We start from the raw sequence: 17,291 nt of genomic DNA, 5'->3' as shown, positions 1-17,291 counted from the left end.
AAAATGAAACGTTTCTATTTGTATCTGACTTCTTCGGCACCGATCTCTCTGTTATTGGCCAGTGTGCCGGTCTCGGCGCAGGTCGTCGCGACACCCGAAGAGGTTGCGGTTGCCGATGCGACGGATGCGGCGACCATCATCGTGACGGGCGTGCGCGGTGCGCCGCGCACCATCGCCGAAAGTCCCGCTCCGATCGACGTGGTCAGCGCCGACAAGTTGCAGGCCACCGGTTCCGCCGAATTTGGCGAGGCGCTGTCCAAGCTGTTGCCCTCGCTGAACTTCGGCGCGACCCATGCAGGGGTCTTCTCTATTGGCCGCCCCGTCACCAATCGCGGCCTTGCACCCGCCTATACGTTGGTGCTGGTCAACGGAAAGCGCCGCCATAACGGGGCGTTCCTCAGCAACAGCACGGCCGATACGTCAGGCGCGAATCCGGTCGACATCGACCTGATCCCGACTGCCGCGATCGACCGGATCGAGGTGCTCAAAGACTCCGCCGCCGCCCAATATGGCACCGATGCGATTGCGGGCGTCATCAACATCCAGCTTGCGGAAATGGAAGGGTTGAGCGGCGATTTTACCTATGGCACACTCTATGACGCCAATGGCAAGCCCGATAGCTGGAAGGGCACGCTGCGCTATGGCACGCGGATCGGTGATGGCGGCTTCCTGACGGTTAGCGGCGATACTCGCAAGCGCGGCGGGGCCTGGTGGAACCTGGATGCCACCGACACCAATCTTTATGGCCTGCCCGCAGGCCGCACGGTCGATCAGGTCGTTGCTACGAGCGGCCTGACACGCGAGCAGGTGCTGGCCAATATCGCCGACGCCAATGCCCGCAACGCGCAATGGAATCGCGACGGCGCACATAACGGCGATCCGCAGATCAAGGCGTTCAACCTCGCTTACAACGCCGAACTGCCAGTGACGGACACGGTCACCCTCTATTCTTTCGGCACCTATGGCGAACGTGACGCCCAGATCGGCAATAATTTCCGTCGCCCCAACAGCACGGCCAACTTCACCGCGCAGTTTCCGGACGGCTATTATCCGCTGAACAATATCGACGAGAATGATGTGCAAATCGTCGGTGGCCTGAAGGGCAAGTTGGCGGGGTGGGACTATGACATCAGTTCTTCCTTCGGGCGCAATGCCAGCCGCCAATTTTCCAAATTGTCGGTGCGTCCGTCGCTGGGGCCGGATGGCCCGACCTATTGGCCCAATCTTGCCAATTTCGAGTTTCGGCAATGGACCCACAATGTCGACCTGACTCGTGAGTTCGACATCGGCCTTGCCCGTCCGCTCCAGATTTCAGTGGGTGGCGAATATCGCCTCGATCGTTTCCGCACCTTTGCCGGTGATCCGCTCGCCTATGAACCGGCGACCTACACCTTCCAGCCGGGCGATCAGCAATATGACTGGAATGTGGGCCGCGTCGCTTCCCCCGTGGTGCAGGGCGGCATCGTGCTGTCGCCTGAGGACGAAGCCGACATCAGCCGCAAAGTCTATGCCGGTTATGTCGACCTGGGCCTCTATCCCGTCGATGCCTGGTATATCGGTGCCGCAGTCCGAGCCGAACATTATAGCGACGGGTCGGGCAGCCCTGTGGGCTTGAAGCTCAACAGTCGTTATGAATTCAGCCCCGCCATCGCCTTGCGCGGCACGGTTGGCACTGGTTTTCGCGCGCCGTCGCTGACCCAGATCGGCTATGCCCAGACGGACGGGCGCACATCCTCCTTCTTCAATGCGGAGACAGGTCAGACCGAATTGCGCCCGACCGTCGCCAAGCTGGTGACGGCGGACTCCACGGTTGGCCAGTTGCTGGGGGCCAAGCCGCTAAAGGCCGAAAAGACATGGAATGCGGGACTGGGTCTCGTCTTCACGCCAGCGCCTTCACTGTCGATCACGCTGGACGGCTATTATATCCGCATCAAGGATCGGGTGGAGCGCACGGGCCGACTGTTCGGCACGGGTGTCTCCACGATCCTCGCCGCTAACGGCCTGTCCGATATCGAGCAGGCGGAATATTTCATCAACGCCGCCGACACGACGACCAGGGGATTCGACCTGGTCGCCGACTATTCGACCGGCCTTGGCAATCTGGGCAAGCTGGGCCTGACGCTGGCGTTCAACTATTCAAAGACCAAGGTCACGGACGTCGTCGCCACGCCCTCGCAGCTGTTCGCCGCCGACGGCACGTCGCTGCTGGGGGCGGGTTCAGTCTTCTTCGGCGGGGACAAGATTGGTGAACTGGAAGTGCTCCAGCCGCACAGCAAGCTGGTGGGCACGCTCAACTGGACGAAAGGCATTTTCGGCCTGAACATCACCAACACTCGCTACGGCAAATATACCCAGCGGACGGCGGCGGGCGATGACCGCTATTTTGGTGCGAAGCTGATCACTGACCTCAACCTCAGCGCCAGGGTCACGCGCTTCGCTACTCTGTCGGTCGGTGCCACCAACCTCTTCGACGTCAGGTCCGAAACCAACGGACCGGGCAATCCCCAGACGGGGCAGGGCTATTATGGCCCGTCACCCTTTAATCCCGCAGGCGGTTATTATTATGGACGCATCGCGTTTTCTCTCTGACCGTCGCGCCTTCATCACAGGCTTTGCCGCGCTTGGCCTCTCCGCGTGCGGCGGGGCCGGGAAGGGCGGTCGAACGAAGCTGGTGCTGGGCGATCAGGTCCATTTGATGCAGGCGCGGGCAGAGGCTGCCGGGGCAATGAACAATCTGGACTATGATATTGAATGGGCGAACTTCGTGGGTGCCGCACCGCTGCTGGAGGCACTTAACGCGGGCGCGGTCGATACCGCGCCTGCAGGTGATCTACCGGTGGTGTTGGCCGCCGCAGCACGTGCGCCGCTCAAGATCATCGCTGCGTCCGCATTCTCGACACGCCTCATCGGCATAATCGTACCTAAGGGATCACCAATCGGCACCGTGAATGATCTTGTTGGCAGACGGGTCATCGTGTCCAGCGCGCGGGGCAGTATTTCGCATTATTTGCTGCTGGAAGCGCTCAAGGAGGCGAAGGTTGACCGGCGCAGGGTCGATATTGGCTTCATGCTGCCCACGGATGCCGCCGCCGCCTTTGCGACGGGCCGGGTCGAGGCGTGGGCGACCTTTGGGACCTACCAGATCGCCGCTGAACTGGCGGGCGCCCGCCTGATACGCGATGGAGGCGGGATCAACAGCCCCTATGGTCTGATTGCCGCTTCGCAGGCGGCTCTGGACGATCCAGCCAAGCGTCAGGCGTTGCGCGACGTGTTGCTTCGTCAAAAGAAGGCCGGTGATTGGGCGGCTGCCCATCCTTCGGACTATGTAAAACTCTTCGTAAGGGAGACGAAGGTGGATCCCAGGGTCGCGGCGATATTGGCCAAGGGCCAGAACGGGGTGCTGGCCCCACCGGACGACAAGGTTATCCAGCCACTCCAGCGGGTCGTCGATCGTTTCTACGCCGATGGCGAATTGCCCGCCCATGTCGATGTCGCGTCGATCGTCGATGATGGAATCTTCCCCGCATGAGTGCGGCTGCGCGTCACTTTGGAAATCCTCATTGGGCGGCCCCGCGCTGCTTTCCTAAACTTGTCCGCAAAGGAGCTTGAGCCATGGTCACTGTTCTGAAAGACGATCGCTTCCATGAATCCACCATCAGCGAAGCCGAATGGAAGGTGCGCGTCGACCTCGCCGCCTTCTATCGCTTGTCCGCCCTCTATGGCTGGGATGATTTCATCTACACCCATATCTCTGCCCGCGTACCGGGACCGGACCATCATTTCCTCATCAACCCGTTCGGCCTGATGTTCGACGAGATCACGGCGTCCAGTCTGGTCAAGGTCGACCTCGACGGCATGGTGATCGGGGAGAGTGACTATGGCATCAACTATGCAGGCTATGTGATTCATAGCGCGATCCACGGCGCGCGCGATGATGCCCATTTCATCGCTCATTTCCACAGCGCCGATGGCATGGCGGTATCCGCACAGGCCGAAGGGCTGCTGCCGCTCAACCAGCGTGCGCTCGCCATCATTCCGCGGCTGTCCTATCATGACTATGAGGGCGTCGCGCTTAATCTGGACGAGCGGGAACGGCTGGTCGCTGACCTTGGCGATACCAGGGTCATGCTGTTGCGCAATCACGGCACTCTGGCACTGGGCGCCTCACCGGGCGAGGCATGGTCGGGCATCTATCATCTTGAATCCGCCTGCACAGCGCAGGTCCGCACGCTCACCATCGGTCGCGACAATGTGCTGATCGCGCCGGAAGAAGCGCAGCAGGAGGTCCGCCGCCAGATGACGCGCGAGCGCCAGCCGGTCGAGGGCGCCAAGTCTCACTACGACCTTGTCTGGGAAGCGGCATTGCGGAAAGCGCAGCGCCAGGCTCCCGGCTTCGACGCCTGACCTAGAGCAGATTCTGATCCGATTGCATCGGATCGGCTGCTCCAGTCTTTTGTTTTACCGCGTTTTCGCAAGCCAGCAGCTGATGCCATCTGCTTCGAAAACGCTCTGAGGACACGCCATCATGGCCCAGCGGCAACTGAAACTCGGCCTCGTTCCCACCGGCGTTGGCGGTCCCGGCGATAGCAATCGCTGGCTGGACACCGACATCCCGCTCGACGCCAGCGTCAATATCGACTGGACGATCGACATTGTGCAGCAGGCGGAGGCCGCCAAGTTCGACCTTGTCTTCATCGTCGACAGCCAGTTCATCACGGCGAACTCACCGCCCCACTATCTCAACCGGCTGGAGCCGCTAACCCTGCTCTCCGCATTGGCCGTGGCAACGAAGCATATCGGCCTCGTTGGCACACTCACCACCTCTTACAATGATCCTTTCAGCATCGCGCGCCGCCTCGCCTCGCTGGATCTCATCAGCAAGGGCCGGGCGGGATGGAATGTCGTTACCAGCGGCGACGCGGGCACGGCGGGCAATTTCAGCCAGCCCGAACATTTCGACTATGACACCCGCTATCGTCGCGCGGTCGAGTTCCTTGATGTCACGCGCGGTCTGTGGCGCTCCTATGAGGATGGCGCTCTGGTGCGGGATCGGGCGACCGGGCAGTTCCTTGACGCCGACAAACTCCACAGGCTCGATCATAAGGGCGAGTTCTTCTCGGTCGTCGGTCCCCTCAACATCCAGCGCTCGCCGCAGGGGGAGCCGGTGATCTTTCAGGCCGGGGACAGCGATCAGGGCCGCGACCTTGGCGCAACCATCGCCGACGCCATCTTCACGCACGCGGCAACGATCGAGCAGGGGCGGGCCTTCTACGCCGACCTCAAAGGCCGCGCCGCACGCCTTGGCCGCGATCCTGACCGGATCGTCATCCTGCCCGGCTTCTTCGTGTATGTCGGCGACACTGACGCGCAGGCAAAGGAGATCGAGCAGCAATATCGCCGCGCCGATCAGAGTTTCGATCAGACGCTCGCGGAGTTCGGCCGCGCCTTTGGCTGGCATGATTTCCGCCGCTACGATGTGGATGCGCCCTTTCCGGTCGAAGCGCTGGAACATGCCCGCAACAGCTTCTTCACTCAGGCGAAGGCAATTACGGACCTTGCCGTGGCGGACGGTCTGACGCTGCGACAGGCGGTGGAGCGGCAGCGGGCAGGGCGGGGTAGCCCCTTCGTCGGATCGGCCGAAACCGTCGCGAACGAGATCCAGCGCTGGTTCGAGGGACGCGCACTCGATGGCCTCAACGTCCATCTTGGCCATCCCAGCCAGTTCACCCGCTTCGTCCATGAAGTCGTGCCGATCCTTCAGAACAAGGGCCTTTTCCGCCGGGACTATGAAGCCGATACGCTGCGCGGCAATCTGGGCCTGGCCATCCCGGACAATCGGCGCGAAGCTAACCCGGAACGGCGCGACGCCGCCTGACGGGCATCAGCTATAAGCATTCATCGTCCTCCTTCCTGTAACTCTCATTGGCGCGCTTACCCTCCAAACGCCAAAGATGAAGGGGTTCATTGGGAAGGAGAAATTTATGGCGACGATCGTGGCTGATACGCTGAAGGCGCGCTACGCAGCGTTGCAGGCGGAGCGGGAGCGGAGCTGGCCTCCGGCCCAACTCGCAGGCAACGCCCGCCAGCGGCAGGTGCTTGTCGATCGCTTCGATGCCGCCGCCGTGGCCCAGCGGGGCGACATCGTGCCGCCCCTTGTCCTGTTGGATGTCGAAGAGGGTCCGCTGACCCTTGATGCGCTGACGTCCGAAGGTGCGGCGCTGCTGATCTTCTTCCGCTTCGCCGGGTGCCCAGCCTGCAATATTGCGCTCCCTCATTATGCGGAGACCCTATATCCCGCCTTGCGCGATCGGGGTATTAAGCTGGTTGCGGTCAGTCCGCAGCAGCCCGATCGCCTGAAGGACATCAAGGTTCGCCATGGCCTGCCCTTCCCCGTTGCCTCGGACCCCGATAACGGTCTCGCGCGCCTGCTGGGGATCAGCTTCGTGCCCGATGACAGGCCGGAGCAGCCGCCAGTGGGATGGATAGGGGAGGTGACGGGGACAGGCCCATGGGAATTGCCCCAACCGGCTGTTTTGCTGCTTGGCCCTGGACGGGTCGTCCAGTGGCTTCAGGTCAGCCCTGACTGGCTGGCTCGCCCCGAAGCCGAAGAGATAGTAGCCGCCATTGACGGGGAAGCCACGTTCGGTTGACGCGGCGATCCTATGCCAATGTGCGTTTGAACAATGCTATCGTGCGTTTCCACGCCAGCGCGGCAGCTTTCTCATCGAAGCGCGGTGTCGTGTCATTATTGAAACCATGCTCGACACTGGGATAGATAAACGCCTGATAGCGTGTGCCTGCGGCCTTCAATGCCTTATCATAGTCCGGCCACAACCCGTTGACCCGCGCGTCATTACCCGCGAAGTGCAATAGCAATTCGGCCTTGATGGCGGGGACCGCATCCAGTGGGGGGGGCGGACCATAGAAGGGCACCGCCGCGCGCAGCGTGGGCACCCGTGTTGCCAGCATGTTGACGATGCCCCCGCCATAGCAAAAGCCGACAGCTCCCAGCTTGCCGTTACTATCCCGCATGGCCTTCGCATAGTCCGCCGCCGCGACGAAATCTTCGCGAGCCTTGGCCTGATCCAACTGTCCAAAAAGCGTGCGCGCTTTGTCTTCGTCGCCCGGATAGCCGCCCAGCGACGTCAGCGCGTCGGGAGCGACGGCAATATAGCCATCGACCGCCAGTCGTCGGGCGATGTCCTTGATATGCGGGTTCAGGCCGCGATTTTCGTGAACGACCAATATGACCGGCTTTCGTGCGCGGGGGGCCATCCCCTTTGGGCGCACGACTATGGCCTTGATCGTGCCATAGCCTTTTGGCGAGGGAATATCCTCATGCGTGACCGTTATCCGGGGGTCTTCTGGCGCAACCCGTGCATGGGCGAAGTCGGGGCTGAGTGCGGCGAGGACAGCAGTGGCGGTCGTACCGGCGGCTACAAGCAGGGCGCCCTGTTCAAGAAAGCCGCGGCGGTCGATGACCCCGTGCACATATTTGTCGAACAAGGTCAGGACTTCAGGAGGGAAATCCTGTGCAGTCGCACGTTCAGGTTTATCCGACATATCCGTTCTCCAGTAAGATCGCGCCTCGAAGCCAGTCGTCGGGAAATATTCGCGTTCTTGCAGGCTATGGCAAGTCGGTGTTTGCATCCTCCAGGATCATCGCCGCGCCTTTTTCGGCGATCATCAACGTGGGCGAATTGGTATTGCCAGATGTGATGCGCGGCATGGCAGAGGCGTCGATGACGCGCAGGCCCTCGATGCCGCGCACCCGAAGGCGCATGTCCAGCACCGCATCAGGATCGGAGGCTGGCCCCATGGCGGCGGTGCCGACGGGATGAAAGATGGTGGTGGCCAGATCGGCGGCGGCGGCGAGCAACTCAGCGTCGCTTTGAGCTTCGATACCCGGACGATATTCCTGCGGACGATAGGGCGCAAGCGGGGCTTGGGCCGCGATCTTGCGCGCCAGCTTCAGCGAGGCGACCGCCACCTCCCGGTCTTCCTGCTCCGACAGATAATTGGGGGCGATCAGCGGTGGGGCTGCCGGATCGGGGGAGGCGAGGCTGACGCTGCCCCGGCTGGCGGGCCGCAAATTGCAGACGCTGGCGGTAAAGGCACCAAAAGGGTGCATGCCATCCCCCCATTTGTCCAGCGAGAGCGGCTGGAAATGAAATTGCAGGTTGGGCATCGCGTAGGCATCTGACGAGCGCGCGAACATGCCCAGTTGCGAAGGCGCCATGGTCAAAGGCCCTCGCCGCCGCAGCACGTAGTCGACCCCCATGGTAAAACGCCGCGCCAGATTGGCATAGTCGGTATTGAGGGTGCGTACCCCCGTCACCTTGAACACGGGGCGGATTTGAAGATGATCCTGCAAGTTGCGACCCACGCCAGGCAGATGATGAACGACCGGAATGTCCAGAGCGTGCAACGCATCGGCGTCCCCGATCCCCGACAATTGCAGTAGCTTGGGCGATCCGATCGCGCCTGCGGCCAGTATGACTTCGCGGCGCGCGCGCACCTCGAGCCGCTCCGTGTCCCGGCGGCAGGCGAGGCCGATGGCGCGCTTGCCTTCGAACAGGATGCGATCCACCTCGACATGGGTTTCCAGCCGGAGATTGGGGCGGCGCAGCGCGGGCTTCAGGAAGGCGCGGGCCGCGCTGACCCGTCGGCCCGCACACTGGTTGACCTGGAAATAGGAGGAGCCGCTGTTGTCGCCGCCATTGAAATCCTCGACCGGCGCAATGCCGATCGCTTCGCCCGCCTGACGCACCGCCTCCAATATCTCCCAGCGGACGCGTGGATGTTCCACGCGCCATTCGCCACCGGATCGGTGATGTTCGCCCTTTGGCGCGATATGATCCTGATGCCGCAGGAAATAGGGAAGGACGTCGCGCCAGCCCCATCCATCCAGCCCTCCGTCGCGCCAACCATCATAATCGGCGGCCTGTCCGCGCATGTAGATCATGGCGTTGATCGCCGAACTGCCGCCAATCACCTTGCCACGCGGATAGGCGAGCTTCCGGCCGCCCAACCCGGCTTGCGCAACGGTCTCCAGCATCCAGTCGGCACGCGGATTGCCGATCGCGAACAGATAACCGACCGGGATATGGAACCAGATCCAGTCGTCCTTGCCACCGGCTTCGAGTATTAGCACCTTGATGGCAGGATCGGCGGAGAGGCGATTGGCCAGCAGGCATCCGGCCGATCCGGCGCCCACAATGACATAATCGAAGGAGTCCCAATCCGCCACGCTGCCTGCTTTCATTCGCACATCGATCGCGAGGGTCTAGCAGGTTGGGATCAGGCGATGACAGTCATGATGGGACATATCGCCCGCGCGCATGTCGGCGAAACTGCGCGCGGGCGATATGTCGTCTCTTAACGCACGAAGGTCAGGGTCGAGATATGCACGACGCTTGCCACATCCTGCCCGCCCAGCTTGGCGGGGCCTTCTTCCGTATGCGATGCGCCGACAATGTAGCGTCCGGCGCCCAGCTTCGGTATTTCCACGCCGCCATTCGCATCGGTGAAGAACGCCTTCTGCCAGCGATCGGGGGTGATGACCGTCAGTTTGGCAGCAGGAACGGGCTTGCCCCGGAATAGCAGGGTGAAGCGATCCGCATTGGCGGCTGCGGGAACCAGTTCCAGGTCGAGCTTCGCTGCCGTTTCGCTGCGACCGGCGCGGGCGTAGAAGATCGCGCCCTGCATCTTTTCGCCGGACTTCCATGGGGCAAAGACGCTGTCGTCGCGCACGCGCACATCGCCGCTGCCGGGCACGGTGGCTTCGATATGGTTGGCCCGACGAACGAACGCGATCGGCTTGTCGTCACTCTGGATAGCCTGTGGTTTTTGCAGATGATGGAATTCGGGATCGCCCGCCTCAGGGACCGCCTCTGCCGGTTCGCCCAGATAGATGCGGGCCGGGCCGCTCGCATCGCGCTCGACCCAGATTTCATGCGCGACCGCTGGTATAGTGGCCATCGTGGCGGCAAGGGCCGTCAGGATTTTCATTGTCTTCATCATCAATCTCTCGTTCTGGTTTTCGTTATATTGCGTGCGATCGCCCAGTTGAGGTGGGTGAGGACCAGCGCCGCGGCCACGGTCAGATGACCGCACCAGGCGATGGCACCATAGCCCGCGCCAAGGCCAGCCATGTCGATCGACAAAGCGAGCAGCAATATCGTGCCGCCAATCAGGCGCAGTTGGCGGCTCGCGCCCGTCTCCAGCTTGTGACCGATAAAGTCCTTCTGGTGCCGCGCCATGGCGGCGCATAGGCAGGCAAAGCCGGTGACGCAGAGCGTCATTGCGAGAATATGGATCATGCCGTCGCCAACTCCTCTTGCACTTTGCGCGCATGCCGGGGTTGTCTGGCTGCCTTGACCTGCGCCGCTTTGCGCGCCGCGAAACCGAAACTCGTCGCCAAAGTCAGCATGGCGAGGTCGAAGGCTACGAACAGCCAGTCGCCCGATATCAGGCCCGTTGCGAGGTTTCGCGGCACGGTGAACGCATTGACGATCGGTACGGCTGCGAACAGGGCGGATGTGAGCGCAAGGCTCTCCACCCAGGCGCGGCGTTCGGGGCGTGCGATTGCCCAGACCAGTGTCCCGCCCCACAGGATGAACAGGCTGTGCACTTCCCATTCGGCGCGTCCCGCCATGCCGAGTGGCAACAGCCGGTTTGCGAGGAAATAGGCGGCGATGCCGGCAGGCAGCCCGACGACAGCGGCGACATTCAGGCGCGCGACCAGCCTGAAACCGAAAGGGGGGCGGACAGGGCCTGTCAGTTTCGCCCGCCGCTTGACGGTCCAGAGGATCAGCCCGCTGCCGACCATGATCGCTCCGCCGACGCCGGACAGGAAATAGAGCCAGCGCAGACCCCAGCCCGCGAACCGACCGGCATGCAACCCGATCATGACGCTTTGCGTGGCCATAGCACCGCCCTGCGCCGCGCTCTTGTCCAGAAGGTCGCCGGTCGATCCGGAAAAGACGATGCTCTCACCCCGCGATCCTATGCTTCCGCTGGGCGCACGGGTCAGGGTGATTGTCGCACTCTTGTCGCCGGGATTGACGACGCGGACAGAACCGACCGGCGCTCCGTTCCAGCGCTGGGACGCCGCCGTCATCAGCGGCGCGACTGGCACCAGGGGAGCGGCCATTCCGGTCCGCTCGACCTCTGCACGGCCGGGAAACACCTCCTCAAAAAAGGTGTCGGGCGACGCATAGTTCGCCGTGATGCCCCAAGGCATATATTGCGTCGCCAGCGTGACCAGCCCGGTATAGGTGATCATCAAATAAAAGGGCAGGGCGAACACAGCCGTGACATTATGGGCGTCGAGCCAGCTACGCTGCCCCTTGCCGAAGCGCAGCATGAAGAAATCGACAAAAATCTTCTTGTGCGTGACGATGCCCGACAGGATCGCGATCAGCATGAACATTGCGGCCACGCCGACCAGATAGCGCGCCCACATGACCGGCATATAATGGAGGTCGAAATGGAAGCGGTAGAGGAAGAAGCCGCCCTTCGTCTCGCGCGCCGTCACGGGCTGCCCCTCGGCATCCAGCGTGGCGCTGGTTTCGCCGCGCTTGCGTCTTTTGGGTGGCTCGCCCTCGACCTTCCGGGGCTGCCAGAAAATATCTGCCGTGGGGGTGCGCGCTGATGGCGGCGAAATGAACCAGCTCTCCGCGTCGGGCTGGGTCGTTTGAAGATAGCCGATGGCCGCTTGCGTCGCCGCTGCGCGATCGGTTGCAGCACTGACCTCGGGCTTCATCCAACGGCTGATTTCCTCCTGGAAATAGGCGGCTGTGCCGGTGACGAATATGGCGAACAACAGCCAGCCGAACAGCAGCCCCGTCCAGGTGTGCAGCCAGGCCATGGACTGGCGAAAGCCTTCCTTCACAGCCGTCCTCCCATCTGGATCGAAAGCGCCAGCGCGCCGCCCAGCAGGAGCGTGGCGCCCGTCATCCACATCCACATCCGTGCCGCCGATCGTGCATGGAATATGGCGATCGCGATCACGGCGAAGATGAGGAAGGACGACAATGTCGCGGCGACGCTCGCTTCGGCTCGCGCCAACGGCAGGTGGCGTGCAGCCAAGCCGACAATGATCGAAGTCAGCACATAGTTGACCGGAATCGCCGCCAGCGCTCGGCCCGCGACGGCCAATCTATAGGTGGGTGATGCAGATGGCTTCGAGGCCATATTATGCAGTCTCTCTAGCGGATGAGAAATTCGGCGGGGCGGCCCGTTCGATGTTGTTGCTGGACACGTTTTCAGGCCGTTTGAGCAGGGGCAAGGCGCGCTGACGCTTTATTTACAAGGCGCCCGCGCACGTCAGGCCCATTTTTCCCGTAAAGCATATATCCCCTGCTTAATAATGCTAATGACTATCAAGAGCGTATTAGGGGCGATGCATGCGTTAGTCCACCCCCTTGAATGAAGGGTTTGGTATGGCGGGAAAAATCAGAAATGACGGCTGGGCGAGAGGTACCCGTTGCGCGGCGGACCTGACGTCATCCAGTCAAATCGGCAGGAGACGGGATGCCTGCGATCAGAGCGGTTTTTCGTAGAGCTGGTAGATTTTGTTGATCTTGGCGTCGATGGCTTCGGCGATCGCGTTCATGCCCTGATTGTCGTCCAGCACCCAGCCGATTTCGCCGCGCGTCGCGCCATATTTGGTGATGGCGTCGCGGCGAATGAACTCGATCATCATGAAGGCGAGCTGACTGGCGAGGCGCGATGATTGAAGGCTCTGTTTCACGCCCATCAGGGGCACGCGCATGGTGCGGACCTGCGGCTTGCGAAGCCATCTCAGCAGCTTGATCCAGCCAAAGGGCAGCAGCGAGCCGTTGAGGGGCTTCAACGCTTCGTTGAGGTCGGGCAGGGTCATCATGAAGGCGACCGGCTCCCCCTCCACCTCGGCGATGCGGATCAGATCCTCATAAACGATGGGCTTCAATTTCTTGCCGGTAAAGGCAACTTCGGTATCGGTGATCGGCACGAAGCCCCAGTTGCGGCCCCAGGCGTCGTTAAGAAGACCCAGGATGATGGCGGCTTCGGAATCGAACTTGGCCTTGTTCACCTTGCGGATGGTGATCCGGGGGTTTTTTTCACCCGACGTGATGATCCGCTGGATCAGGGGCGGGAAGGGGTGGGTGATGTCGAGGTCGTAGGTCTTGAGCTGCTTGGCGGGCTGATAGCCAGCCGCCTCGATCCAATGTTGATAGGTCGCGGCATTGTGACCCATCATCACGGTGGGCGCATGGTCATGGCCCTGGATCAGCAGACCCGGCTCCTCCCATATCGACAGCGAAATCGGGCCAAGCACGCGGGTCATGCCCTGATCGCGCAGCCATTGTTCGGCGGTCTGGATCAGGGCGGCGGCGGTTTCCGCGTCTTCCGCTTCGAACAGGCCAAAATTGCCGGTCCCCGGTCCCATGCCCTGTTGGGCAGGCATGGATGTCGCCAACCGATCGATATGCGCTGAAACGCGGCCTACAACCTGTCCATTGCGGCGCGCCAGAAAATAACGTGCCTCTGCATGTTCGAAAAACGGGTTTTTGCCGGGGGTGAGCAGGCCATAGACCTCGTTCTTGAGGGGGGGGATCCAGGCTGGATCGTTGGCATAAAGTCGCCAGGGAAGCTCCACGAAGGCTTTAAGGTCGCTCTTGGAGTCGACCGGGGCAATGACTAGGTTGGAATGCGACACGATATTGCCTTCGCTGTGAGTTGGGGCAGCAGTGCGTATCTTGGCCATCACTTGTCAAGTCGTGGCGGGGCCAAGGCGTTGTTGGGCCAAGTCGTTTCCGGGCAGCGGTGTCAATGTCATGTTGCTGCCACGATTTGCGCGCAATTCCTTATTAGGACCGTGCCCATGACTATGCATGAAACCATGTCCGCGCCTTCTGTCGCCGCTGCTACGCGGACGGCGCGCGCGAACGTCCCCGATGACGCGGTAATGCTCCGGACGGCGGCTGAAATGACGCGCGACTATTCGACCGCAAATCCCGCAATCTATTGGGCGGATTTTCTGGGATCGGCCGTGATTGGCTATGCCGGCCTTGCCGGTGCGATCGTGCTGGACAGCGTACCGCTGGTGATAGCCTGCGGGCTGGTGGCGATGCTGGCGCTCTATCGGGCGTCAAGCTTCATCCATGAATTGACGCACATCCGAAAGGGCGCTCTGCCGGGCTTTCGTCTGGGCTGGAACCTGATTGTGGGCGCGCCGCTGATGATTCCGTCCTTCATGTATGAGGGCGTTCATACCCAGCATCATGCGCGGACCCGTTATGGCACCGCCAATGACCCGGAATACCTGCCGCTGGCCTTGATGAAGCCGTGGTCGCTGCCGCTGTTCGTGGTCGTCGCGGCGTTGGCGCCTGTGGGTCTGATCCTGCGCTTTGGCCTGTTGACGCCGCTGTCGGTGATTTTTCCGCCGCTTCGCACCATCGTGCGGGAACGCTTTTCGGCGCTGTCCATCAATCCGGCCTACACACGTCGCGCACCGGAGGGGGAATTTCGCCGCCAGTGGCTGTGGCAGGAAGCTGGTGCCTGCCTCGTCGCGCTGGCGCTGGTCGGCAGCGTTTTTGCGTTCGGCTGGCGTCCGCTGCTGACCTATATGGCCATCCATTCGGCGATGACGGTCGTTAACCAGTTGCGGACTTTGGTCGCGCATCTGTGGGAGAATGAGGGCGAGGCGATGACCGTGACCGCGCAATATCTGGACTCGGTCAATGTCCCTCCACCCGGCTGGTGGGCAGAGGTTTGGGCACCCGTGGGACTGCGCTATCATGCGCTGCACCACTTGCTGCCCAGCGTCCCCTATCATGCCTTGCCCAAGGCCCATCGGCGGATGGTCGACGCGCTGGGACCGCAGTCGACTTATGATCGGGGCAATTATCGCGGCATGATGCCGCTGCTGGGGAAGATCGCACGCAGCACGATGGGCGCGCGACAGCGCTACTCCTCTGTGCGGAAGAGGACTGTCTCGCCCACCAGCAGGAACAGGAAGAAGGGCGCCCAAGCCGCCAGGAAGGGCGGGTAAGCACCCAGATTGCCCATCGCCAGCGAGAAATTGTCGGCGACGAAATAGGCAAAGCCCAGCGCCATGCCGATGACCGCGCGGATGAAAAGCTGACCCGAACGCGCAAGGCCAAAGGCGGCGACCGATCCCAGCAGCGGCATCAGCAGCGCGGAAAGTGGCCCGGCAATCTTGTGCCACAGGCTGGCTTCCAGCGCCTTGGTCGGCCGTCCCGCATCGCGCAGGTCGTCTATGGCGGCGCTCAGTTCCGAAAAGGTGAGGGCGTCGGGGTCCACTCGCGCCAAAGTGAACTGGTCGGGCCGGATGTCATGGCCGAACCGGACCGTGCCGACATCGCGCATCGTGCCGCGCGCGACGTCGAACTGTCGCGCACCGTCCAGCAGCCAGCTTTTGCTGGCGGCGTCATAGTGGCCACGGGGAGCCTGGACGATCGTCGTCAGGCTGTTGTTGATGCGATTGAATATCTGAACTTGACGCAGTTGAACGCCGTTGCCGCGCCCGGCAACGATCGCAGCGGTGATGAGGTTGTTGCCATCGCGCACCCAGGGGTTGGTCTTGACCCCGCTATCAGGCGGGATGGGACCATAGTCCACCGCCTGCCAAGCCGTGAGCGCGGCGGTGGAGCGGGCGACGATGCGTTCGTTGAATACATAGCTGACGACCGCGATCCCCAGCGCTGCGGCGATCATGGGCGCCAATATCTGGTGCGCGGACAGGCCCGCAGCCTTCAATGAAATGATTTCGCTGTTCTGGTTGAGCGTCGCCAGCATGACGAGTGTGCCCAGCAGCACGGAAAAGGGCAGGAATGTGGCGATGATCTGCGGCACCCGCAGGCCGGCATAGTGCCATAGTTGCGCGTCGCCATTGCCCGCATAGGCCAGAATGTCGCCTGATTGACCCAGCAGATCGAGTGTCTGGAGCACCACCACCAGCAACGCCAGCACCGCCAGCGTCCGGGTGATGAACAGGCGCGCCATGTAGAAACTGACCTGGCGCGAGGGGAAGAATTGCCATTGGGGCGGGATCATGCGGGAGCCTCCGCCACATCATTGTCTTTTTTCCGACGCCTGACCAATCGACCGATCTGCTTGCCCAACTTGGCAAAGGCAAATTCGAGCGCGCCGATCGGCTGGCCGCCGGGGCGGTGTGCGATCACATGGTACATCCACAGGATGAGCGCGGCGACGGCGACGAAAGGCACCCACAGGGCCAGGAACGGGTCGATCTTGCCAAGGCCACCCACGCTTTCGCCATATTGATTGATCTTGTGATAGGTCACGATGAACACGATCGAGAGGAACACGCCCAGCGCAGAGGTCGAGCGTTTGGGCGGGATGGCGAAGGCCAGCGCCGCGAGCGGCAGCAGCAACATCATCGCCACTTCAGCGATCCGGAAATGAAAATTCGCCCATACCTCGTTGCGCAGCTTGGTCGGTGTCTTTGGATCATTGCCTGTCTTGACCAGCTCGATGATCGTCTGTTCGCGATCGACGTCGCGTCCACGAAAGCTCTCGATCTGCGGCAGGTCGATCGGCAGGTCATGGCTGGAGAAGCTGAGGATTCGCGGCGTCTTGTAGCTCGGCGCCTCATGCACCAGCACGCCGTTGCGCAGGCGGAAGATGATCGTGTCGGGATCGTCGGTGGCCAGGAAAGTGCCCTGCGCGGCGGTGACGGCGACCGATTGGCCTTTTTGCCCCTGCGCACGCACGAAGATGCCCTGGAGGTTGCGTCCTTCATCCAGGCTGCGTTCGATCCGCAATGTCAGGCGCTTGCCCAGATTGGTGAACTCGCCGACCTTGATCGACGCGCCCAGCGCACCTGAGCGCAACTCGAAGCGCAGCGCTTCATAGGCGTGGCGGGAGAGGGGCTGGACGAAGCCGACGATGGCCAGATTGATGAGCGCCAGGCCGATCGCGAACATGTAGGGTACGCGTAGCAGTCGCCCATAAGAAAGGCCTACCCCGCGCATCACGTCCAGTTCCGAGGACAAGGCCAGCTTGCGGAAGGCCAGCAATATGCCCAGCATCAGGCCGATCGGAATGCCCAGGGAAAGATATTCCGGCAACATATTGGCGAGCATCCGCCACACCACACTGACCGGCCCGCCCTCCGCCGCGACGAAATCGAACAGGCTCAACATCTTGTCGAGGACGAGCAGCATCGCAGCGATAATCAGCGTGCCCAGCATGGGAACGGCGATCAGGCGGGCCAGATAGCGATCAGTGGCGGTGAGCATATTCAATATGTGGTCGTT

Annotated in this window: 15 protein-coding genes; 6 read left to right on the top strand and 9 right to left on the bottom strand. The window is 62.0% G+C overall.

All coding sequences use genetic code 11. The annotated features are described in order from the left end of the window. Positions 1–3 precede the first annotated feature (3 nt). The 5 genes from WFR25_RS21670 to WFR25_RS21650 all read left to right on the top strand — a co-directional run bounded on the left by WFR25_RS21670 (position 4) and on the right by WFR25_RS21650 (position 6,650). Positions 4–2,589: a TonB-dependent receptor plug domain-containing protein gene (locus WFR25_RS21670; RefSeq protein WP_336973608.1), complete on the top strand. Its 2,586-nt coding sequence runs from the start codon at positions 4–6 to the stop codon at positions 2,587–2,589. Next, a complete protein-coding gene (locus WFR25_RS21665) occupies positions 2,564–3,529 on the top strand; it encodes an ABC transporter substrate-binding protein (RefSeq protein ID WP_336973606.1) in 966 nt (321 codons plus the stop codon). The genes WFR25_RS21670 and WFR25_RS21665 overlap by 26 nt, the downstream gene beginning before the upstream one ends. Before the next feature lie 83 nt (positions 3,530–3,612). Then, positions 3,613–4,404, top strand: a complete 792-nt coding sequence (locus WFR25_RS21660) for a class II aldolase/adducin family protein (protein ID WP_336973605.1) — start codon at positions 3,613–3,615, stop codon at positions 4,402–4,404. A 121-nt stretch (positions 4,405–4,525) separates the two neighbouring features. Beyond that, the gene (locus WFR25_RS21655) at positions 4,526–5,875 is read left to right on the top strand and encodes an LLM class flavin-dependent oxidoreductase (protein ID WP_336973603.1); all 1,350 of its coding nucleotides are present in this window, start codon (positions 4,526–4,528) and stop codon (positions 5,873–5,875) included. Between the two features lie 106 nt (positions 5,876–5,981). Continuing rightward, on the top strand, positions 5,982–6,650 hold the full coding sequence (locus tag WFR25_RS21650; protein ID WP_336973602.1) for a peroxiredoxin-like family protein: 669 nt from the start codon (positions 5,982–5,984) through the stop codon (positions 6,648–6,650). A 10-nt stretch (positions 6,651–6,660) separates the two neighbouring features. Here the strand turns inward: WFR25_RS21650 and WFR25_RS21645 are convergent, their stop codons facing one another. The 7 genes from WFR25_RS21645 to WFR25_RS21615 form a co-directional block, all read right to left on the bottom strand. Next, entirely contained in the window at positions 6,661–7,563 is a 903-nt protein-coding gene (locus tag WFR25_RS21645) for a dienelactone hydrolase family protein (protein WP_336973600.1), read from the bottom strand. Positions 7,564–7,627: 64 nt separating this feature from the next. Next, on the bottom strand, positions 7,628–9,265 hold the full coding sequence (locus tag WFR25_RS21640; RefSeq protein ID WP_336973599.1) for a GMC family oxidoreductase: 1,638 nt from the start codon (positions 9,263–9,265) through the stop codon (positions 7,628–7,630). Between the two features lie 113 nt (positions 9,266–9,378). Next, positions 9,379–10,023 (bottom strand): DUF4198 domain-containing protein, encoded by a 645-nt coding sequence (locus WFR25_RS21635; RefSeq protein WP_336973598.1) that lies wholly within the window; start codon positions 10,021–10,023, stop codon positions 9,379–9,381. Then, on the bottom strand, positions 10,023–10,322 hold the full coding sequence (locus tag WFR25_RS21630; protein WP_336973596.1) for a DUF3325 domain-containing protein: 300 nt from the start codon (positions 10,320–10,322) through the stop codon (positions 10,023–10,025). Before WFR25_RS21630 ends, WFR25_RS21635 begins: the two co-directional genes overlap by 1 nt. After that, entirely contained in the window at positions 10,319–11,896 is a 1,578-nt protein-coding gene (locus WFR25_RS21625) for a PepSY-associated TM helix domain-containing protein (RefSeq protein WP_336973593.1), read from the bottom strand. Before WFR25_RS21625 ends, WFR25_RS21630 begins: the two co-directional genes overlap by 4 nt. Next, positions 11,893–12,198 carry a hypothetical protein gene (locus tag WFR25_RS21620; protein WP_336973592.1) on the bottom strand — a complete coding sequence of 102 codons (306 nt, stop codon included), beginning with the start codon at positions 12,196–12,198 and terminating at the stop codon, positions 11,893–11,895. Before WFR25_RS21620 ends, WFR25_RS21625 begins: the two co-directional genes overlap by 4 nt. Positions 12,199–12,547: 349 nt before the next feature. Beyond that, positions 12,548–13,753, bottom strand: coding sequence for a GNAT family N-acetyltransferase (locus WFR25_RS21615; RefSeq protein ID WP_419723177.1), 1,206 nt, complete (start codon positions 13,751–13,753; stop codon positions 12,548–12,550). Positions 13,754–13,870: 117 nt separating this feature from the next. Between WFR25_RS21615 and WFR25_RS21610 the strand changes: the two genes are divergently transcribed. Continuing rightward, positions 13,871–15,040, top strand: a complete 1,170-nt coding sequence (locus WFR25_RS21610) for a fatty acid desaturase family protein (RefSeq protein WP_336973588.1) — start codon at positions 13,871–13,873, stop codon at positions 15,038–15,040. On the opposite strand, the gene lptG is transcribed toward WFR25_RS21610, so the two are convergent. Together lptG and lptF are read right to left on the bottom strand one after the other, a co-directional pair. Continuing rightward, the gene (gene lptG, locus WFR25_RS21605; protein ID WP_336973586.1) at positions 14,956–16,065 is read right to left on the bottom strand and encodes an LPS export ABC transporter permease LptG; all 1,110 of its coding nucleotides are present in this window, start codon (positions 16,063–16,065) and stop codon (positions 14,956–14,958) included. The two genes, WFR25_RS21610 and lptG, sit on opposite strands and share 85 nt — an antisense overlap. Next, the gene (gene lptF, locus WFR25_RS21600; RefSeq protein ID WP_336974996.1) at positions 16,062–17,273 is read right to left on the bottom strand and encodes an LPS export ABC transporter permease LptF; all 1,212 of its coding nucleotides are present in this window, start codon (positions 17,271–17,273) and stop codon (positions 16,062–16,064) included. The genes lptG and lptF overlap by 4 nt, the downstream gene beginning before the upstream one ends. Positions 17,274–17,291 lie beyond the last annotated feature (18 nt).

The sequence above is a fragment of the Sphingobium aromaticiconvertens genome, assembly GCF_037154075.1.
In the GTDB taxonomy this organism is placed as follows: domain Bacteria; phylum Pseudomonadota; class Alphaproteobacteria; order Sphingomonadales; family Sphingomonadaceae; genus Sphingobium; species Sphingobium aromaticiconvertens.
Note: the sequence above shows the minus strand (reverse complement) of the source record. Positions and strands in the feature narration are given on the sequence as shown.

Excerpts from the sequence above, each read along its gene's own strand:
- WFR25_RS21650 (WP_336973602.1), top strand. The coding sequence starts at position 5,982 with ATGGCGACGATCGTGGCTGATACGCTGAAGGCGCGCTACGCAGCGTTG.
- WFR25_RS21615 (WP_419723177.1), bottom strand. The coding sequence starts at position 13,753 with ATGGCCAAGATACGCACTGCTGCCCCAACTCACAGCGAAGGCAATATC.
- lptF (WP_336974996.1), bottom strand. The coding sequence starts at position 17,273 with ATGCTCACCGCCACTGATCGCTATCTGGCCCGCCTGATCGCCGTTCCC.
- WFR25_RS21670 (WP_336973608.1), top strand. The coding sequence starts at position 4 with ATGAAACGTTTCTATTTGTATCTGACTTCTTCGGCACCGATCTCTCTG.
- WFR25_RS21620 (WP_336973592.1), bottom strand. The coding sequence starts at position 12,198 with ATGGCCTCGAAGCCATCTGCATCACCCACCTATAGATTGGCCGTCGCG.
- WFR25_RS21610 (WP_336973588.1), top strand. The coding sequence starts at position 13,871 with ATGACTATGCATGAAACCATGTCCGCGCCTTCTGTCGCCGCTGCTACG.
- WFR25_RS21665 (WP_336973606.1), top strand. The coding sequence starts at position 2,564 with ATGGACGCATCGCGTTTTCTCTCTGACCGTCGCGCCTTCATCACAGGC.
- WFR25_RS21630 (WP_336973596.1), bottom strand. The coding sequence starts at position 10,322 with ATGATCCATATTCTCGCAATGACGCTCTGCGTCACCGGCTTTGCCTGC.
- WFR25_RS21640 (WP_336973599.1), bottom strand. The coding sequence starts at position 9,265 with ATGAAAGCAGGCAGCGTGGCGGATTGGGACTCCTTCGATTATGTCATT.
- lptG (WP_336973586.1), bottom strand. The coding sequence starts at position 16,065 with ATGATCCCGCCCCAATGGCAATTCTTCCCCTCGCGCCAGGTCAGTTTC.
- WFR25_RS21655 (WP_336973603.1), top strand. The coding sequence starts at position 4,526 with ATGGCCCAGCGGCAACTGAAACTCGGCCTCGTTCCCACCGGCGTTGGC.
- WFR25_RS21635 (WP_336973598.1), bottom strand. The coding sequence starts at position 10,023 with ATGATGAAGACAATGAAAATCCTGACGGCCCTTGCCGCCACGATGGCC.
- WFR25_RS21660 (WP_336973605.1), top strand. The coding sequence starts at position 3,613 with ATGGTCACTGTTCTGAAAGACGATCGCTTCCATGAATCCACCATCAGC.
- WFR25_RS21645 (WP_336973600.1), bottom strand. The coding sequence starts at position 7,563 with ATGTCGGATAAACCTGAACGTGCGACTGCACAGGATTTCCCTCCTGAA.